Source organism: Streptomyces sp. NBC_00083 (assembly GCF_026343295.1).
In the GTDB taxonomy this organism is placed as follows: domain Bacteria; phylum Actinomycetota; class Actinomycetes; order Streptomycetales; family Streptomycetaceae; genus Streptomyces.
Map to the genome: position 1 here is coordinate 1,188,304 of NZ_JAPELY010000003.1, position 15,246 is coordinate 1,203,549.

Genomic DNA, 15,246 nt, shown 5'->3' on the forward strand with positions numbered 1-15,246 from the left:
CAGGTCAATTGGTCGCTCGGGGGTCAGTCGGCGGGGAAGTACGACGGTGTGCGGACGCGCATCGTGGTGGCGAGTTCGCGGAGAACGGAGTCGCTCACCGGGGGAGTGGTCGCCTGGATGACCGCGACGGCGTCGCCGACTCGCGTGAAGTACTCGACGTACTGATAGTTCGCCGATCGCCACACTCCAGGAGCCACCTGGGGGCAGGCGGGCGACGGCAGCGGGTAGACGCTGGTCAGCGCGGTGCAGTGGGCGGGCGGGGTGAACCCCGGCTGCACGGGCCCGACGATCACCTGGATCTCCTGATGGAGCTCGTCCATGGTGTTCGCACCCCTGCGCAGGCTTTCGGGCGTGAGCCGGTAGAAGAAGGTTCGGGTGCCGTCGTTGCCCGAACCGGTGGTCCCGACGCCATTCATGTAATAGCCGTCGGGCAGATCGGGCCCGAGGAGGGGGACGTGTGCGGCGGCCAGTTCGCTGTCCTGGCTGTTCCGGGTGGCCTGCGCGGAAGCAAGAGTTCCGAGTGGCATCAGCAGAACCAGGCCGAAGGCCACGACCGCTCGCGACCACAGCGGCCTGCGCGACTGGGTGAACCAAGCGGCGAGGCCGAACGCGCCGACGTAGATGGCGAATTGAAGGAAGAAGGTGCCGTCGTAGGCCCACCTGGCCATGGCGGTGTCCAGCAGACGTACCAGCTGGTTCCGGTGCCGAGCAGGCCGGTGAGCCAAGCCGGCCGGACCCGGACGACGCGCAGGGCGGCCCACGAGAAGAGGAAGTGCAGAGGCGGCACGGTGTACGACCACAGGACGGCGAAGCCGAGGCAGCCGTACCCGGCGCGCTTCGGCAGGTACCGGAGTCCAGCATGAGCCACGTCGACAGTGTGGACACCGTCACGGTGGCCAGCCCGACTCCGGCCGCCCGCGCCGCACGTACCGCATACCGTGACCGTCCGAGGGCCGGCGGTTCTTCCAGCACGCCGTTCATCGTGTCCTCCCCCGATTCGTACGAGATCTTGGGGAACACGCTGTCGGGTTTTCGGGGCGCTGTACAGGCACCGGCCGTGTGGGTGGAACAGGGCGCCCGGTCGGACAGAGTCAGTGCTCCTTGAGGAGCGCGCAGGCGAAGTCCTCCTGGACCGTGCGGAGTCGGGCCAGCAGGGCGGGTTTGTTGCCCTTGCTGGTCTGGGTGTTGATGGAGAACGTGAGGGAGCGGGTGCCGTCGGGGGTGGTGGCGGCGAGCTGCGTATAGCCGGGGAAGTTGCCGGTGTGACCGTAGAGGACGCCACAGCGGGTGGTGTACTGGAAGATCGCGAGCCCCGCGGCGTTGGTGCCCGGCCCCGCGGGTTCAGAGGAGTCGCCCGGACGGAAGGTGAGCTGCTCCTTGCGGGTCTTCTCCGTCAGCAGGGCGGGCCCCCCGTAGGCGCGGATGAAGCGGCCCAGTTCCTGCGGCGTGGAGATGATGCCGCCGGACGCCCAGACCCCGGAGGCGCTGAGGGCCTCGCTGATGTCCTCCGCTTCGGCGGGCGGGACGATGTCGTAGCCGTGCAGGTACGGGCGGGGGAGGCGGTAGCCCCGGGGCAGGCTGGTCCGGCGCAGGCCGAGGGGGCGCTGGACGAGGTCCGTGAGGAGGTCCTCGTAGCGACGCCCGGTGACGGCCTCGGCCATGAGGGCGACGGCGATGTTGTCGGAGTTGGAGTACTCGTACAGGGTGCCCGGGTGGAATCGCAGTGGTTCGGCCGCGACATAGTCGAGGAGGGTGTGCGGGTCGAACTCGTGGTGGGGGTCGCTCTGGAGGATGTTCAGGAATACGGGGTCGGCCGAGTAGTCGGGCAGGCCGCTGGTGTGCTGGAGGAGCTGGCGCAGGGTCACCGGGTGCCAGTCGGCGGGCTGGTCGGGCAGTCGTTCGCCGATGGTGTCGTCGAGGGAGAGGAGCTTCTCGTCGACGAGCCGGAGTGCCACCGCCCCGCTGAACGCCTTGGAGATGCTGGCGATGCGCATGTGGTCGTCCGGGTTCGGCGGTCGTCCCGTGGTGATGTCTCCGACACCGGAGGTGTACACCTGTGTCCGGCCGGCCCGGGTGAGGACGGCGATCGCCCCGGGAGGACCGTCGTCCTGGGCGACGAGCCGGTCGAGCCGCTCTTGGAGGCGGTCGTCGTGGCCCGGGTGGCCGCCTGTGGCGCCGGGGCCCGAGTCGGCCGCCTGCGCGGGTGGGAGGAGCGCGCCGAGCGCGGCGGCGGTGAGGGCGGCGGCGGACAGGCCGATGCGGAAGCGGCGTACGGGGGTGGGCACGGGTGTCTCCCGGTGTGGCGGCGGAGTGGACCGGCGGCCATGCGGGCTCTGCCGGCACCGCCTGCTTAGCAGCGGTGCGCGGGTGGGAGGGGTCGCGGCGCACGCGGCTGGTCCGGTCGGCGGACACGCGGATCCCCCGCATGGGGCTGCCGCCGAGCGTGGTGGGGGCAGGCCGTCGCGGCCCTGTGGACCCACGGGCCCGCGCCTGACTGCGGAGGCGCGGGCGCGGGTGCGGCTCCGTGGCCCGGTCCACAACCGGTGGTGGGGTAACGCCGTTGCGTCCGGCGGACGGAGCCGATGAGTGGCTCCTGGTCCTGCTGAGCGTTGGCTCGCTCGCGGTGCGCCTTCCTCAGGTGGGTGGGGGAGGGGTGAGGCGCGCCGCGAACGTGATGATGTCGTCGTCCGGTTCGGTTCCGAAGGTGTCCAGGAGTTTGGTGCACAGGGCATCGGGGTCTTCGGGGCCGGCCACCGCCGTGGCGGCCAGGAGGTCGAGGCGTTCGTCCAGGGGGTCGTCACGGGTCTCGATGAGCCCGTCGGTGATCATGAGCAGTCGGCTGCCCGCTTCGACGGCGTACTCGGTCGCGACGGGCTGGGGCAGGCCGATTCCCAGCAGCGGCCCGTGGGGGGTGAGGTAGCGCGGCGCGGTGTCGCCGGTCAGGAGCAGGGGCGGGAGATGGCCGGCGTTCGCGATGTGCAGGCGGGTGTTGCCCGGCTCGATCAGCGCGATGCACACGGTCGCGGTCCAGCCGGGCTGGTGCAGACGCAGGAGGTGGTCGAGATGTTCCAGCAGGACGTGCGGGGGATGGTCCTGGGCGGCGTAGGCACGCAGGGCGTGGCGGAGCGCGCCCATGACCATCGCGGCCTGCAGCGAGTGGCCGACGACGTCGCCGACCGCCAGGAGGAGTCCTCGGGGGGTGCTGACGGCCTCGTAGAAGTCGCCGCCGATCTCGGCCGTGGTGGCGGCGGGAAGGTAGCGGACGGAGAGTTCGGCGCCGTCGACCTGCGGCAGGGTGGTGGGCAGGAACGTGCGCTGCAGGGTCAGGGCGAGTTCGTGCTCCTGGCTGTAGCGCTCCACGACGTCCTTGTGCTCGACGGTGAGTTCCGCGTACATCGCCATCACACCGGCGTTGGTCTCGGTCAGTTCCTCGTTGAGGCGTTCCAACTCGTCACGCTGGGCGTGCGCTTCCTGAAGGGAGGCGATCAGGTCGCGGGTCTGGGCCCGGAGGTCGTCGATCGCGCTCGTCGGGCTCGCGGACTCCAGCAGACCCCGCAACTGCTCCAGGTCCAGGTCCCGGGCCGCGAGTTCGGGGATCGCGAAGACGATCTCGATCCGGCCCGCGCGCGTGGGCGTGCCGGCCGGCGCGGGCTCGTAACGGGTCTGCGGCAGCAGGCGGGTGACGGCCGTCAGCGACTCCGGGCTCGGCGCACGGTCGTCGTTCCACTGCAGGACGGTCCGCAGTGCGGCGGGTTCCTGCTGTACGTCGAAGACCGCGGTCATCACCGCGGGGCGCAGCAGGTCCCGGCCCAGTTCGCTGACCGCGGTGGCCAGGCGTACCTGATCGCGCGGGTCCAGGCCGACGGCTTCGGTCAGGGTCTTGACATGGCGGCGCAGCGCGAACACGTCGTGCTCGGTCCTCAGCGCCGTGACCAGGACCGGAAGGGGGCTGCGCCGGCGGGCGGCGGGCGTCTTCACCGGCCCGCCCTGGCAATCACCACGCTGGCGTCGTCGCGGCGGGTGCCGGCCTGGCGCAGCAGACCGGTCGCGATCACCGCGGGCGGGTGATGCAACAGGCCGACCAGGTCGGCCGCGCTCCAGCGTTCGCTCAGCCCGTCGGAATGCATGACGAGCACTCCTCCCGGCGGCAACTGGTTCTCGTAGGTGCGTAGTTGACGGATCTGGTGACCGACGATGCCGGGGTGCGACAACAGGGTGGTGCGGTTGGTCGGGCTGACCAGGGCGGCGGTGATGTTCCCGATGCCGCAGAGCAGCACCCGCCCGTCCTGCTCCAGACGGGCGATGGCCACGGCGGCGCCGCGGGTTCCGCGCAGCGCCCGGTGCACTTCCTCCATCACCTGCTCCGGCATGCGGCCGGCCGCGGCACGGAAGGCCTGGACGGCGCTCTGTGCGGCCAGGGCGGCCAGCGGGCCGTGGCCCAGTCCGTCACAGGACATGATCAGCATGCCCTCACCGTGCCCCGGCGCCGCGGCACGCACGGGAGTTGCCCGGCCCGTCCGGTACGGCCGGACATCCACGTTGGTGCGGGGGGCCGAGCCGGCCGGCCGCGTCGCGTGGGAGCGCGGATTGGTCAGCGCCGCCCAGTCGGGACGCGCCTGACCGGAGGGACGCGGGATGACCGCCTCGTCGCGCTGGGGCGCGACTGCGGGTATCTGCGCACTGTCGGTGCGAGCGGCCCAGGCGTCACCGCAGATCTGCTCACCGCTGATCGGCCGGGTGATGCCTTCGACGACCGGCTCACGGACGACCGCCGACTGCGCGGGACGTGGCCAGAAGCGGGCGAGCTGAATGGTGCCGTTGCCGGGCTGCGAGTGCAGGGAAAAGCTGTCGGCGAGGCGCTGCACCGCGCCCAGGCCGATGCCCAAGGTGCCGCTGGTCGACATCCCGTCCCGCAGGGCGGCCGGAATGTCCGCCATGCCGGGGCCGCCGTCCACGGAGATGACCTCGACCCCGGCCAGAACGTCCGTTCCGGGCGCGGCGTGGGTGCGCACCACGCGCAGCAGCAGCGAGCCGTCGACGGCGTGCTTGGTGAGGTTGCCGGCCAATTCGGCTACGGCCAGGACCAGTTGGGCGGTGCGCTGTTCGTCCAGGCCGATCCGCCGGCCCAGCGCGGCGGCAGCCCCGCGGGCGGCTTCCGGCTGGCCGCGGAACCAGGCCACGTCCTCGCAGTCCACCAGCATGGGTGAACCGGTGGTCATCAGCGGCCCCACTTGGTGATGGTGACCGTGGTGCCCTCACCAGGAGTGGTGTCCAGGGCGAAGTCGTCGACCAGGCGTTTGGCCCCGGACAGGCCGAGCCCCATGCCGTTGCCCGAGGTCCAGCCATCGGTCAGCGCGAGGTTCACGTCCGGTATGCCCGGTCCGTGATCGATGAAGACCAGGCGTACCCCGCGCCGTCCCCGCTCTTCCACCAGGAAGGAGGTCATGGTGCCCCCGCCGCCGTGGATGAGGGTGTTGCGGGCCAGTTCACTTGCGGCGGTGATGAGCTTGGTCTGCTCCACCAGGGAGAGCCGGCACTGCTGGGCCAGCGCCCGTACTTGCTGACGGGCCTGCACCACACCGGCGGTCGTGGCGATCTCCAGTACCTCCGGGGTACGGGAGGCGCTGCTCATGCGTCGGCCGCGGCATCCGGCACGGTGCCCTCGAACGCGTGCCTGTCGTGGGCTTCTTCCAGGATCCGCAACCCCTTGTCCAAGCTCAGGGCTGTCCGCACGCCGCCGAGGGAGAGGCCCAGTTCGACCAGGGTGATGGCGACCGCGGGGCGCATGCCCACCACGACGGTCTGCGCGTCCAGCAGCCGGGACAGCGAGGCGATGGTGGCCAGCATCCGCCCGACGAAGGAGTCGACGATCTCCACGGCGGTGATGTCGATCACCACTCCGTGCGCCCCGCAGTCCACGACCGCCGCGGCCAGGTCGTCCTGGAGCTGCAGCACGTCCTGGTCGTCCAGGTCGGTCTGGATGGAGACCAGCAGGACCTGCCGGATCCTCAGAATCGGAATCCGTTCGCTCACCGGAGACCGGCCTGCGGCGCCGTGCGGGAGATCGTGGTGCCGGAGCGGCGCAGCGCGTGGCGCAGGGCGTCGCCGAGGGTGGCCTTCGTGACGATGTCCCCGAAGTCGATGCCCAGCGCGACAATGGTCTGCGCGATCTGCGGACGGATGCCGGAGATCGTGCACTCGGCCCCCATCAGCCGGGCCGCCACCACCGTCTTCAGGAGGTGCTGGGCGACTTCGGTGTCCACCGCCGGCACACCGGTGATGTCGATGATGGCCTGCTCGGACCCGGTGTCGATGAGCTCCTGGAGCATCTTCTCCATGACCACCATGGTCCGCGCCGAGTCCAGCGTGCCGACCAGGGGAACGCCGATCACGCCCTCCCACAGCCGCACCACAGGAGTGGACAGCTCAAGGAGCTGCTCGGCCTGCGCGGAGATCAGCTCCTCGCGGGTACGGGCGTAGACGTCGATCGTGAACAGGCCGAGCGTGTCCAGCAGACCCGCGAACTCCAGGTACGCCTCTACGTCATTGTCCTGACCGGTGAGCGACGACTCCAGGACCTTCTTGAGCGCGAAGACGCTCGTAGCGGTCTCGGTGGGCGAGAAGCCCTGCATGGCCCGGTTGCGGGACAGCTCGGTCAGCAGCGCCCGCACCTCGCCGAACGCCTCGTCGTGCCCGTCCACGCTTCCCTCGCCGAGAGCGGCGACCAGAGCGGTGTAGATCTCCTGCGATTCACGCTCGACCTCGGCGCGGGCCACTCGGCCGCCCAGCGAGCCGGTCACCAGCTCCGACCACTCCGCGGCGAGGTTCTCGCCGCGGACGGAAAGCAGACCGATCAAGCGCTCCGAAACGTTCTTGCCTGGCATGGGGTCCCCTCCGTAAAAGGGATCAAGCGACCCCACCGAAACTCTAAGCCATGCGGGTGAGGGTGACGACGGCTCAGTAACCGGGGCGGGGCAGGCCGGGGTCGGCACCACCGGTGCCGGGCTTCAGCCGAGGGCTTGGCGGAGGGTCGCGTGGCAGTCGATGACCGTGTCGACGCCGACGATGCTGATGGTGCGCATCACGGATTCACCGGGCGCGGCCAGGCGAAGCCAGCCTCCGGCCTCGCTCAGCGAACGGTGCGCCGAGAGGAAGATGTTGATGCCGCTGGAGTCCATGAAGGTGACCTTGCGCAGGTCGACCACGATGCGCGGGCACGTCATGCCGGAGGCGTCCAGGGCCTGACGAAGTGTGTCACCCGTGTGGTCGTCGATCTCTCCGGCCAGGGACAGAACGCGGATGCCGTCGGTGGCTGTGGTCACGACCGACAGCGGACCCGGCCTCTCGAGGTGTTCAGCGCCCGTCATTTTTCCCTCAGACATGCCGTGATACTGGCACACTTGGCCCCTCGTGCGCCCCACTACTCGGGATCACGCGAACGACGCCGGTCCGGGTGGGGCCCGGCTGAGGATGGCAAGGCGTAGCCCACACTTGCGCGGGTAGGTGGGGGAGTTGTGAACAGGGGACGAGTGGGGGCCGTGATGAAGCCAGACCCGGCGCCGGCAGGCGGCGTGGTGCCGGACCGGCCGGCCATACAGACCAGCGTCACCCTGGTGGGCGACGGCACGGACATCGCCCATGGCCGCCATCTGGCCGTCGGCTTTCTCACACAGGTGCAGGCCGAGCACGGCCTGTCCGTCTCGCAACGCGCCATGGATCTGACCCAGTTGGTCGTGAGCGAGCTGGTCACCAACGCGCGCAAGTACGCTCCGGGCCCCATCCTGCTGGACCTTCGCATCGCCGACGGCTTGATCGAAGTCGGTGTCTGGGACTCCGACCCGGTCCTGCCGATCGCGCGAGCCGCGAACGCCGGCCGGGTCGGCCAGCACGGACTGGAGATCGTCATGGCCGTCGCGCGGGACTTCGAGGCGCAACGCGAGGATGCCGGCAAGCGCATCACGGCCCGTATCGCACTCACCGACGACCCGGGCGGCATCACCGCTGAGCGGCGGACCTCGTAGGACGACCGTCCTCGGCCGCACCGGTCCGGCGCCCGCTCGAACGGGGAACACCGGGAGCAGCACCTTCCGGGGCCCCGCGGCTCGCCTCCGCGAAGCGGCAACTGCGGCCGCACGCAGCGGAATCGATATCTCCCGACAGGGTTGTGGTGGCCGTGTCAGGATGGCGGCCATGACGACGTGCCGAAAGGCTCATGCCGCGTAGACGGCCGAGTGTGCTGCGCACGCAGCAGTGGAAGCCCCCTTGTTCGTTCCGGTGGGCCGCGCCCTGGTGGACGGCGGAGCGGCAGCCTTTGCCGTGGCCGACGCGTCTCGATGGCCTCTCGCCGCGGACGGTGTCCGCGATTCACCGGGTGGAGACGAGGCGTTGGGGCGAGGGGGGTCTCGGGCCAGGGGTGACCGAGGCGGCTCTGCGCTCCTGTCGAGGATTCCTCGCCCGTCCTGGCCGCTACCTGTACCTGCTCAGATCCCGCTGTCCTTGCGACGGTTGCGAGGCGGAGACCGATGTGACCCGTGCGCGCGACCTGCTTGAGCTGCTCCTGCCCACCCTGCCGTTCAAGGCCCGCCGGGAACTGGAAGCGCTGCTGGCCACCCTGGACGCCGAACTGTGGCGCAGGACCCTTCCGGACCCACACGCCGGCCGGCGGCCCTGGCGTGGGGACCAGTGGTGGCACTGCAGGCTCTACGACGAAACCAGCCACCACTGGACGTAACGAGGTGGGCCGATGCCAGGACCTGCTTCTGAGCCGGTGGACCTCCGAGCAGCACATGGCGGTCCGGCGCGGCTTGCCGCCGGACCGCCCGGCGTACGAGGTGGCGGGCGCTGGCTCGGTTCAGCTCCAGGTGCGGCTGCACAGCACGAGGCGGTAGCCGTCCGGGTCCGCGACCGTCACGCCGTGTTCGTCCCAGTACGGGTTGTGCGCGGTGACGCGGGTCCCGCCGCACGCGATCAGCCGCTCGACCTGCTGGTCGTCGACGGGCGCGCCGAGGTAGACCACGAACAGGTCGTCGACGGTCGGGGTCGGTTCGAGCGGGTGCTCCGGGTCGTTCGTCAGCTCGAAGTGCCAGCGGCCACCGGGCGGCCCGACCATGACGAGGTCGTGCTCGCCCGGAACGCGCTCGGTGGTGCGCCACAGGACGTCGAGGCCCAGGCCGTCCACGTAGAAGCGTTCGGCGGCGGCGAGGTCCCGCGAGGGGCGGGCGACCCGCACATGGGTTGCGGAGTCGATCATGCCGAGGCCTCCAGGGCGGCGCGCCATGCGGGGCTGTCCACGTAGTGGTTGTCGTAGCGCTGTGCCGACTCGGCGATCTCGCTCGGGTCGGCCTCGCCGCGCATGACCCGGCCGAGCAGGCGCAGGTAGTCGAAGCGGCCCATGCCCGGCGTGAACACGAACAGCACGTCCGCCTCGCAGCCGGGGGCCGCGGCGAAAGCGTGCGGGGTGTGCGGCGGCACGGCCAGGAAGTCGCCCGACTCCAGGACGGTGACCTCCTCGCCGAGCAGCACCTGCAGCGACCCGCTGATCACGAAGAACAGCTCCGTCGCCTTGGTGTGGAAGTGCGCGGGCGCGCCCACGGCTCCCTTGGCGAACGACGAACGGTAGCTGGTGAATCCGTCGGCCGTGTCATCCGAGTCGGCGAACAGGCGCATCACGCTGCTGGGGTCCGCACACGTCTCGGCCTCTGCGTGACGGGTCAGCACCGGCGGGAAGGGGGCGGCGGCCGGCGAAGGTGTCTCCTGGGTGGTCATGGCTCGACCTTACGATCTTGAGCGTCCACCCCACCAGGCCATTTATGCCTCGAAATCCTGGGCCAATTGCCTCGTTCCACGCCGCCTGCGGACCGCTCGGTCAGTACTCCTGGAACGTACTGCGGTACGCACGGGGCGAGACCTCCGCAGCGCGGAGGCGCCGGCGCATCCGGCGTACGGAGGGGGGCGGGGGCCTTCGCATTGGTCGCTCCCCTTGCTCGTCTTCCTTCGAATGAGGAGGTCTTCGGGCCCTCCGCCCTGCCCGTTAATGGGTACGAACAGTAGCAATCCGTCATATTCGGGCACATATGTCGTGAGGCGGCCCACAGGACCTAGGTCACATACGAGCGGGCCTAGTGGCCCTCGCCGGGTCTCGGCCGGGCCTGGTCACCCGCTCATGCCTTGCGCGGACCGGGTCGGGCGTGAGGCGCCGTACCGCCTTGCTGCGAAGTGCGTTAGTAGAAGGGGGGCGTTGCCAGGCCGTCCGGTGGTCGGTAGAACTGGATGAGTCGCCAGGCGGTACGGGTGCTTCACCCGAGCTTCACCCGCCGCAGACGAACCCCTCCCCCTCGTGTGAGTGGCTCAGGCATGCCCCGGCATGCGGCGACCGCCCCTGTTCCCTTCGGAAGGTCTCTTTGTGTCCAACGCAGTCATCCGCCGCATCGCCGTCTCCAAGAAGGCCCTCGCGGGCGCCGTCGTCGCCGTAGGTGCCGCCGGTTCGCTGTTCGCCACGGTTCCCGCCCAGGCGGCCCCGGCCAACGCCAAGGCGATCGCCCAGCAGATGATCAAGGACCCGGCGCAGTTCGCGGCCTTCAGCAAGATCGTCTCCCAGGAGAGTGGCTGGAGCCACACCGCCACGAACTCCTCCTCCGGTGCTTACGGCCTGGTCCAGGCGCTGCCCGCGTCGAAGATGGCGTCCGCCGGCGCGGACTGGAAGACCAACCCGGCCACGCAGATCAAGTGGGGTCTGGACTACATGAACTCCCGTTACGGCAGCCCGGTCGGCGCCTGGAACTTCTGGCAGGCCCACCACTGGTACTGAGCCGCCACGAGCTGACTCAGACAGCCGAATCCGAGATGCCCGTCGCTGAAGCGGCGGGCATCTCGGCGTGCCCGGCCGGCCCGGGGTGGTGACGCCGGCGGGCGGGGGAGCCGCCGTCGAAGGGGGAGAGGGCGTCCGGGCGGGCGTCAGCCGTCGAGTGGTCCCCCGCCGGGCGTTCCCGTGTCCTGTCTCACATGGAGCACGGGCCGGCGTCCCAGGCGTCGTGCCGCTCAGGAGTGGGGCGCCACTTCGGTGATCTTCCCGCTCCGGTCGATCGTGTGCGTCTCCCAGTACGTGTCCCACTTGTCTCCCACGTGCTCCGGCACCTTGTCCTTGGGATAGCGGACGTAGCCCTGGGGCGGCTCCTGCTGCTTGTCCACGCATGCCTTGCCCGTCGAGCCCACGTTCAGGACGGGGTATTCGCCGCCGCCGCAGATCGCGTCCTGCGTCGAGCATCCAGTGAGGGACAGGAGCACGAGCGAGGCGCCGGCCACCCAGACCGGCAGCCGCCCGAGGCGCCCGGCGCCGGACGGAACCTTGACTGCGCGGGTCGAACGCGGGAACTGGCGCACGGTGACCTCCAGGTGAGTAGTGGCTTGTACCGACCCTGCCCAGAATGCGGCAACCCGATCACGGCAGGACGCCAGAGCGGGGCTCGCCGGGTGCGAACGTGGCTTCGCCGATGCGGCGCGCGCTCGCCGTCGCGGTTCCGCTCCCGTTACGGCGTGGGATGACGATTGATCGACAAAGAAAGTCCGGTCCGGCACCAGTCCATCGGCCGCCGGGCTCCGAATCACCCATAGGCCGGTGCTGCTGCCGCGTAGGGGAGTGAGGGCCCGTATCCGGCAGCGGCCCAGCCCATTCGCGTATGACTGAGGGCGGCCATGACCTTGGCCGCCCTCAGCCGCGTGTGCGGCTCTGTGCCCGAGGCGGGGAGAAGAGCCCGCGGCCCGCTCTAGCCGAAGGTGAAGGCGTAGCCCTGGACTCCCGGAGCGACGCGGAGTTCGAGCTTCGCCTGGGCGGCGTGGGCGTCGTTGACGAGTGCGTAAAGGGACGGTGTCCCGTGCACCTGGATCGTCTTGGTCACCCTGCCGTTGACGAGGACCGTCACGGGGCCGTCCCCGCCGAGGACCAGATTGACGTTCTTCGCCCGGTAGGTGAAGGCCAGCCGCGCGTTCACGCCTGCGGTGAAGTGGTCGTACCCGGCGGTCCAAGTGCCGTCCAGGGAGAGGCTGTTGAGAGGTACGGCGGCCGGGAAGTGGTAGGCGGTCGGCTTGTCGTCGACGAGCGGGGTTCCGACGTAACCGCGGATGCGCAGGTTGCTCAGATACGTCTCCGGAGTGCGGTCCGCGGTCAGGACGTCGGCCTTCTGGCCGGTCTTCGGCGGAAGCTGGACCGTGGGATCGGCCTTCTTCAGGAGCGTACGGATCAGGTTCTCGGTCTGGTCGTACTGGCCCTCGCCGAACTTGAAGTAGCGGACCGTTCCGTCGGAGTCGATGAGGTACTTGGCGGGCCAGAAGCGGTTGCGGTAGTTGTCCCAGGTGGTCAGCTTGTTGTCCAGGGCCACCGGATAGGTCACGCCCAGCTTCTTGGCCTGGCTGGCCACATTGCCCGCGTCCTTCTCGAAGGGGAACTCCGGCGAGTGGACCCCGATCACTTCGAGGCCGTACGCCTTGTACGTGGCGTTCCACGCCTCGATGTGCGGCAGACTGCGCTGGCAGTTGATGCAGGAGTAGGTCCAGAAGTCGATCAGTACGACCTTGCCGTGCTGGGCCGCGAGGTCGACGGGCGCTCCGCCGGGGGTGTTGAGCCACTTGGCGATGCCGTCGATGGCGGGGGCCTTGCCGCAGGAGCGGAGTTCGTCGACGCCGTCCTCGCAGCGGGACAGCTCCTTGTTGGAGTTGTCGTACAGACCGGACAACTGCTGGCGGGCCGCGTCGCTGTCCTCGATCTTCTTCTGCGCCGCGGACGTGTAGTCGGGCAGCGCACGCTGGATGGCGTCCGTGACGTTGAACGCCAGCGCGAACGCGAGGGCGACCATCAGCACCCCGGCACCGATGCGGAGCTTGCGGGCCCGGGTGCGGAACGCGGCGACGCGCTCCGCCACGCGGCGCCCCGCCAGAGCGAAGGCGAGCAGCGGAACAGCCGTTCCGACGGCGAACGACAGCGTCAGGGCCACGATCTCACCGCTGATCTGCCCGCGGGCCCCGGCCACCGTGATCGCCGCCAGCACCGGACCGGCACACGGCACGTACAGCAGGCCCAGCCCGAGGCCGAGCACGAACGCGCTGCCTTCCTTGTTGACCTGTCGCTGGGGGAGACGGGCGAACGGCTTCTCCAGGAGGCGTTCGACAGGCGGGAAGACGAGCCCGAACCCGATGAGCACCAGCAGGGCCAGGCCGATGTAGCGCAGGATGTCCTGCGGCAGCCCGAGGGCCGACAGCAGGGTCACACCCAGCAGCGTGAAGAAGCTGAAGCTGAGCACCAGACCGGCGACGACGGCGTAGGGGCGGCGATTACGTGCCTGCCGTGCCTTCCCGGTGTCCTTTGCGGGACGAGCCCGGGTGTCCGTTCCGGGCCCGCCCGCGAGGAACACGACGGGCAGCACCGGCAGGATGCAGGGCGACACCGCTGTGATGAGCCCTCCCAGGAGTCCGATCAGGATCAGTACCAGCATCACAGCCCGCTCTCGGGGAACGAAGGCGCCTGCGGCCTCCTGTCCCTGGTGGTTCGTCACCAAGGCGCGCAGGGATTGCTCTCCGGGCCGTCGGCCTGCGGCCCAGGGGCCCGCGGTCGACAGGAGGGGGTTTCGGGGGGAGATAATGGGAGCGCAGAACGCGCCGGTTTCCCTCACGTGGCGCATGGATGAGGAGTGCCCCTACGGGGTGTGTCCCCCACGCTTTCCGGCAGCACGTCAGAGCCCCGACAGGGGGCTGACCCCAGGGACGGGCACGGTTCCCGTCCCTGCCAGCCACGAAGGGGAAATCAAGTGACTTCCACCCGTACACTCCGTGCCGGCGTGTGGGCCGCAGCGCTCACACTGCCGCTTTCGGTGGCGCTCCTGGCCCCATCGGCCCACGCCGTGGACTCGGCCGCGCAGCCCTTCGGATCCGGATGCTCGTCCGTTCCGAAGGAGGGCGCCGGCAGCTTCTCGGGCATGGCCAAGGACCCGGTCGCCACGGCCGCCTCCAACAACCCCGCACTGTCCACCCTAGTGACGGCGGTCAAGAAGGCCGGCCTCGTCGACACGTTGAACAGCGCCAAGAACATCACGGTGTTCGCGCCGACCAACGCGGCGTTCGCGAAGGTTCCCAAGGCCACCCTCGACAAGGTTCTGGCCAACAAGGCGGATCTGACGAAGATCCTCACCTACCACGTGGTCGGCCAGAAGCTCACCCCGAGCCAGCTCGGCAACGGTTCCTTCACCACCCTGGAGAAGGGCAAGCTCACCACGAGCGGATCCGGCACCGCGTACAAGGTCAACAAGACCGCGACCGTGGTCTGCGGCAATGTGCCGACCGCCAACGCCACCGTCTACATCATCGACAGCGTCCTCATGCCCCCCGACATGGCGGGTCCCGCGAAGTAGCCGACCCTTCGCCGAGCGTGCCCATCCGCCACCGTCACGCGGTCCCGCGGGTGGGCGCGCGCATGGCCGCCGTCAGTCAGCCGGTGGCGGGGTCGTCGGCCGATCTGATCATGTCCGCGACGATGTCGGCGATCGTACGGTGCCAGAGGCCCGAGTGGCGCACCATGGCGTGGTCGCTCCCGCGGATCAGCACGATGTCCGCGCGGGCCTGCGCGGCCCGTGCTCGGCGGACGTAGTCGACGGACGCGTCGGCACTGGTCACCGTGTCGCGGTCGCCGTGCAGCACAACGGCCCGTTTTCCCCGGAGGTGCTCGGTCGGCTCGTCCGCCGGGAGCCACGGTGCCAGGGCCACCACCCCGCTGACGTTCGGATGGGCTGCCGCGCGCAGAGCCGCTCTGCCGCCCATGGAGTGGCCGATGAGGACGACGGGAACGGGCCCGGCCAGTTCGCCGAGTTCCCCCAGCGCGTGACAGGCGTCCTGGAGCGGGTCCTCCTGGTTCCATCCCCTGTGCCGGTACCGAACCTGGCCGAGGACGGTCTCGTCCAGACGGACGGCCGAGGCCGCGGCCCGCAGCACGGGGCGCATGCGCAGGGCCGCCAGATGCCAGGGCCGCGATGCCTGATAGCTGTCCGCGCGGCCTCCGTGCAGAGTGATGACGGCGACCCGCGCCTGAGGAGGCAGATGGCGGACCCACAGGGATGACGCGGCCGACCACTCGGTTGTGCCTGCTGACATGCATGACCTCCGTCTTCGGGGCGGGCGCCCGCGCGCCCCGGGCCCCATACGCCGGATTCGGAGCCGCAGGGCCGGCGGCTTGGTCTGCTCCGGCGCGCGGAAGAAGCGTGCGCC

At 70.1% G+C, this 15,246-nt stretch carries 17 protein-coding genes; 4 read left to right on the plus strand and 13 right to left on the minus strand.

The window, feature by feature from the left end; all coding sequences use genetic code 11:
- Positions 1–23 precede the first annotated feature (23 nt).
- From OOJ98_RS29190 to OOJ98_RS29225, 8 genes are all read right to left on the minus strand, one after another.
- The gene (locus tag OOJ98_RS29190) at positions 24–668 is read right to left on the minus strand and encodes a hypothetical protein (protein ID WP_267058047.1); all 645 of its coding nucleotides are present in this window, start codon (positions 666–668) and stop codon (positions 24–26) included.
- 423 nt (positions 669–1,091) lie between these two features.
- Entirely contained in the window at positions 1,092–2,285 is a 1,194-nt protein-coding gene (locus OOJ98_RS29195) for a serine hydrolase (protein WP_267058048.1), read from the minus strand.
- A gap of 349 nt (positions 2,286–2,634) precedes the next feature.
- Positions 2,635–3,978, minus strand: coding sequence for a PP2C family protein-serine/threonine phosphatase (locus OOJ98_RS29200; protein ID WP_267058049.1), 1,344 nt, complete (start codon positions 3,976–3,978; stop codon positions 2,635–2,637).
- Positions 3,975–5,219, minus strand: a complete 1,245-nt coding sequence (locus tag OOJ98_RS29205) for an ATP-binding SpoIIE family protein phosphatase (RefSeq protein ID WP_267058050.1) — start codon at positions 5,217–5,219, stop codon at positions 3,975–3,977. Before OOJ98_RS29205 ends, OOJ98_RS29200 begins: the two co-directional genes overlap by 4 nt.
- Positions 5,219–5,632 (minus strand): anti-sigma regulatory factor, encoded by a 414-nt coding sequence (locus OOJ98_RS29210; protein ID WP_267058051.1) that lies wholly within the window; start codon positions 5,630–5,632, stop codon positions 5,219–5,221. The genes OOJ98_RS29205 and OOJ98_RS29210 overlap by 1 nt, the downstream gene beginning before the upstream one ends.
- Positions 5,629–6,033 (minus strand): STAS domain-containing protein, encoded by a 405-nt coding sequence (locus OOJ98_RS29215; RefSeq protein ID WP_267058052.1) that lies wholly within the window; start codon positions 6,031–6,033, stop codon positions 5,629–5,631. The genes OOJ98_RS29210 and OOJ98_RS29215 overlap by 4 nt, the downstream gene beginning before the upstream one ends.
- Positions 6,030–6,884: an STAS domain-containing protein gene (locus tag OOJ98_RS29220; protein WP_267058053.1), complete on the minus strand. Its 855-nt coding sequence runs from the start codon at positions 6,882–6,884 to the stop codon at positions 6,030–6,032. Before OOJ98_RS29220 ends, OOJ98_RS29215 begins: the two co-directional genes overlap by 4 nt.
- A 123-nt stretch (positions 6,885–7,007) precedes the next feature.
- The gene (locus OOJ98_RS29225) at positions 7,008–7,322 is read right to left on the minus strand and encodes an STAS domain-containing protein (protein WP_267058054.1); all 315 of its coding nucleotides are present in this window, start codon (positions 7,320–7,322) and stop codon (positions 7,008–7,010) included.
- Between the two features lie 219 nt (positions 7,323–7,541).
- On the opposite strand from OOJ98_RS29225, the gene OOJ98_RS29230 reads away from it, so the two are divergent.
- Entirely contained in the window at positions 7,542–8,021 is a 480-nt protein-coding gene (locus OOJ98_RS29230) for an ATP-binding protein (protein ID WP_267058278.1), read from the plus strand.
- 503 nt (positions 8,022–8,524) lie between these two features.
- A complete protein-coding gene (locus OOJ98_RS29235; RefSeq protein WP_267058055.1) occupies positions 8,525–8,731 on the plus strand; it encodes a hypothetical protein in 207 nt (68 codons plus the stop codon).
- A 120-nt stretch (positions 8,732–8,851) separates the two neighbouring features.
- Here the strand turns inward: OOJ98_RS29235 and OOJ98_RS29240 are convergent, their stop codons facing one another.
- Positions 8,852–9,250 carry a VOC family protein gene (locus tag OOJ98_RS29240; RefSeq protein ID WP_267058056.1) on the minus strand — a complete coding sequence of 133 codons (399 nt, stop codon included), beginning with the start codon at positions 9,248–9,250 and terminating at the stop codon, positions 8,852–8,854.
- Positions 9,247–9,765 carry a cupin domain-containing protein gene (locus OOJ98_RS29245; protein WP_267058057.1) on the minus strand — a complete coding sequence of 173 codons (519 nt, stop codon included), beginning with the start codon at positions 9,763–9,765 and terminating at the stop codon, positions 9,247–9,249. Before OOJ98_RS29245 ends, OOJ98_RS29240 begins: the two co-directional genes overlap by 4 nt.
- Before the next feature lie 598 nt (positions 9,766–10,363).
- On the opposite strand from OOJ98_RS29245, the gene OOJ98_RS29250 reads away from it, so the two are divergent.
- A complete protein-coding gene (locus OOJ98_RS29250; RefSeq protein ID WP_267058058.1) occupies positions 10,364–10,807 on the plus strand; it encodes a transglycosylase SLT domain-containing protein in 444 nt (147 codons plus the stop codon).
- 230 nt (positions 10,808–11,037) lie between these two features.
- On the opposite strand, the gene OOJ98_RS29255 is transcribed toward OOJ98_RS29250, so the two are convergent.
- Together OOJ98_RS29255 and OOJ98_RS29260 are read right to left on the minus strand one after the other, a co-directional pair.
- On the minus strand, positions 11,038–11,313 hold the full coding sequence (locus OOJ98_RS29255) for an SCO0607 family lipoprotein (RefSeq protein WP_267058279.1): 276 nt from the start codon (positions 11,311–11,313) through the stop codon (positions 11,038–11,040).
- A gap of 449 nt (positions 11,314–11,762) precedes the next feature.
- Entirely contained in the window at positions 11,763–13,484 is a 1,722-nt protein-coding gene (locus OOJ98_RS29260; RefSeq protein ID WP_267058059.1) for a cytochrome c biogenesis protein CcdA, read from the minus strand.
- 363 nt (positions 13,485–13,847) lie between these two features.
- Between OOJ98_RS29260 and OOJ98_RS29265 the strand changes: the two genes are divergently transcribed.
- Positions 13,848–14,396 carry a fasciclin domain-containing protein gene (locus OOJ98_RS29265; protein WP_267058280.1) on the plus strand — a complete coding sequence of 183 codons (549 nt, stop codon included), beginning with the start codon at positions 13,848–13,850 and terminating at the stop codon, positions 14,394–14,396.
- Between the two features lie 76 nt (positions 14,397–14,472).
- On the opposite strand, the gene OOJ98_RS29270 is transcribed toward OOJ98_RS29265, so the two are convergent.
- A complete protein-coding gene (locus OOJ98_RS29270; RefSeq protein WP_267058060.1) occupies positions 14,473–15,132 on the minus strand; it encodes an alpha/beta fold hydrolase in 660 nt (219 codons plus the stop codon).
- Between the last annotated feature and the right edge of the window lie 114 nt (positions 15,133–15,246).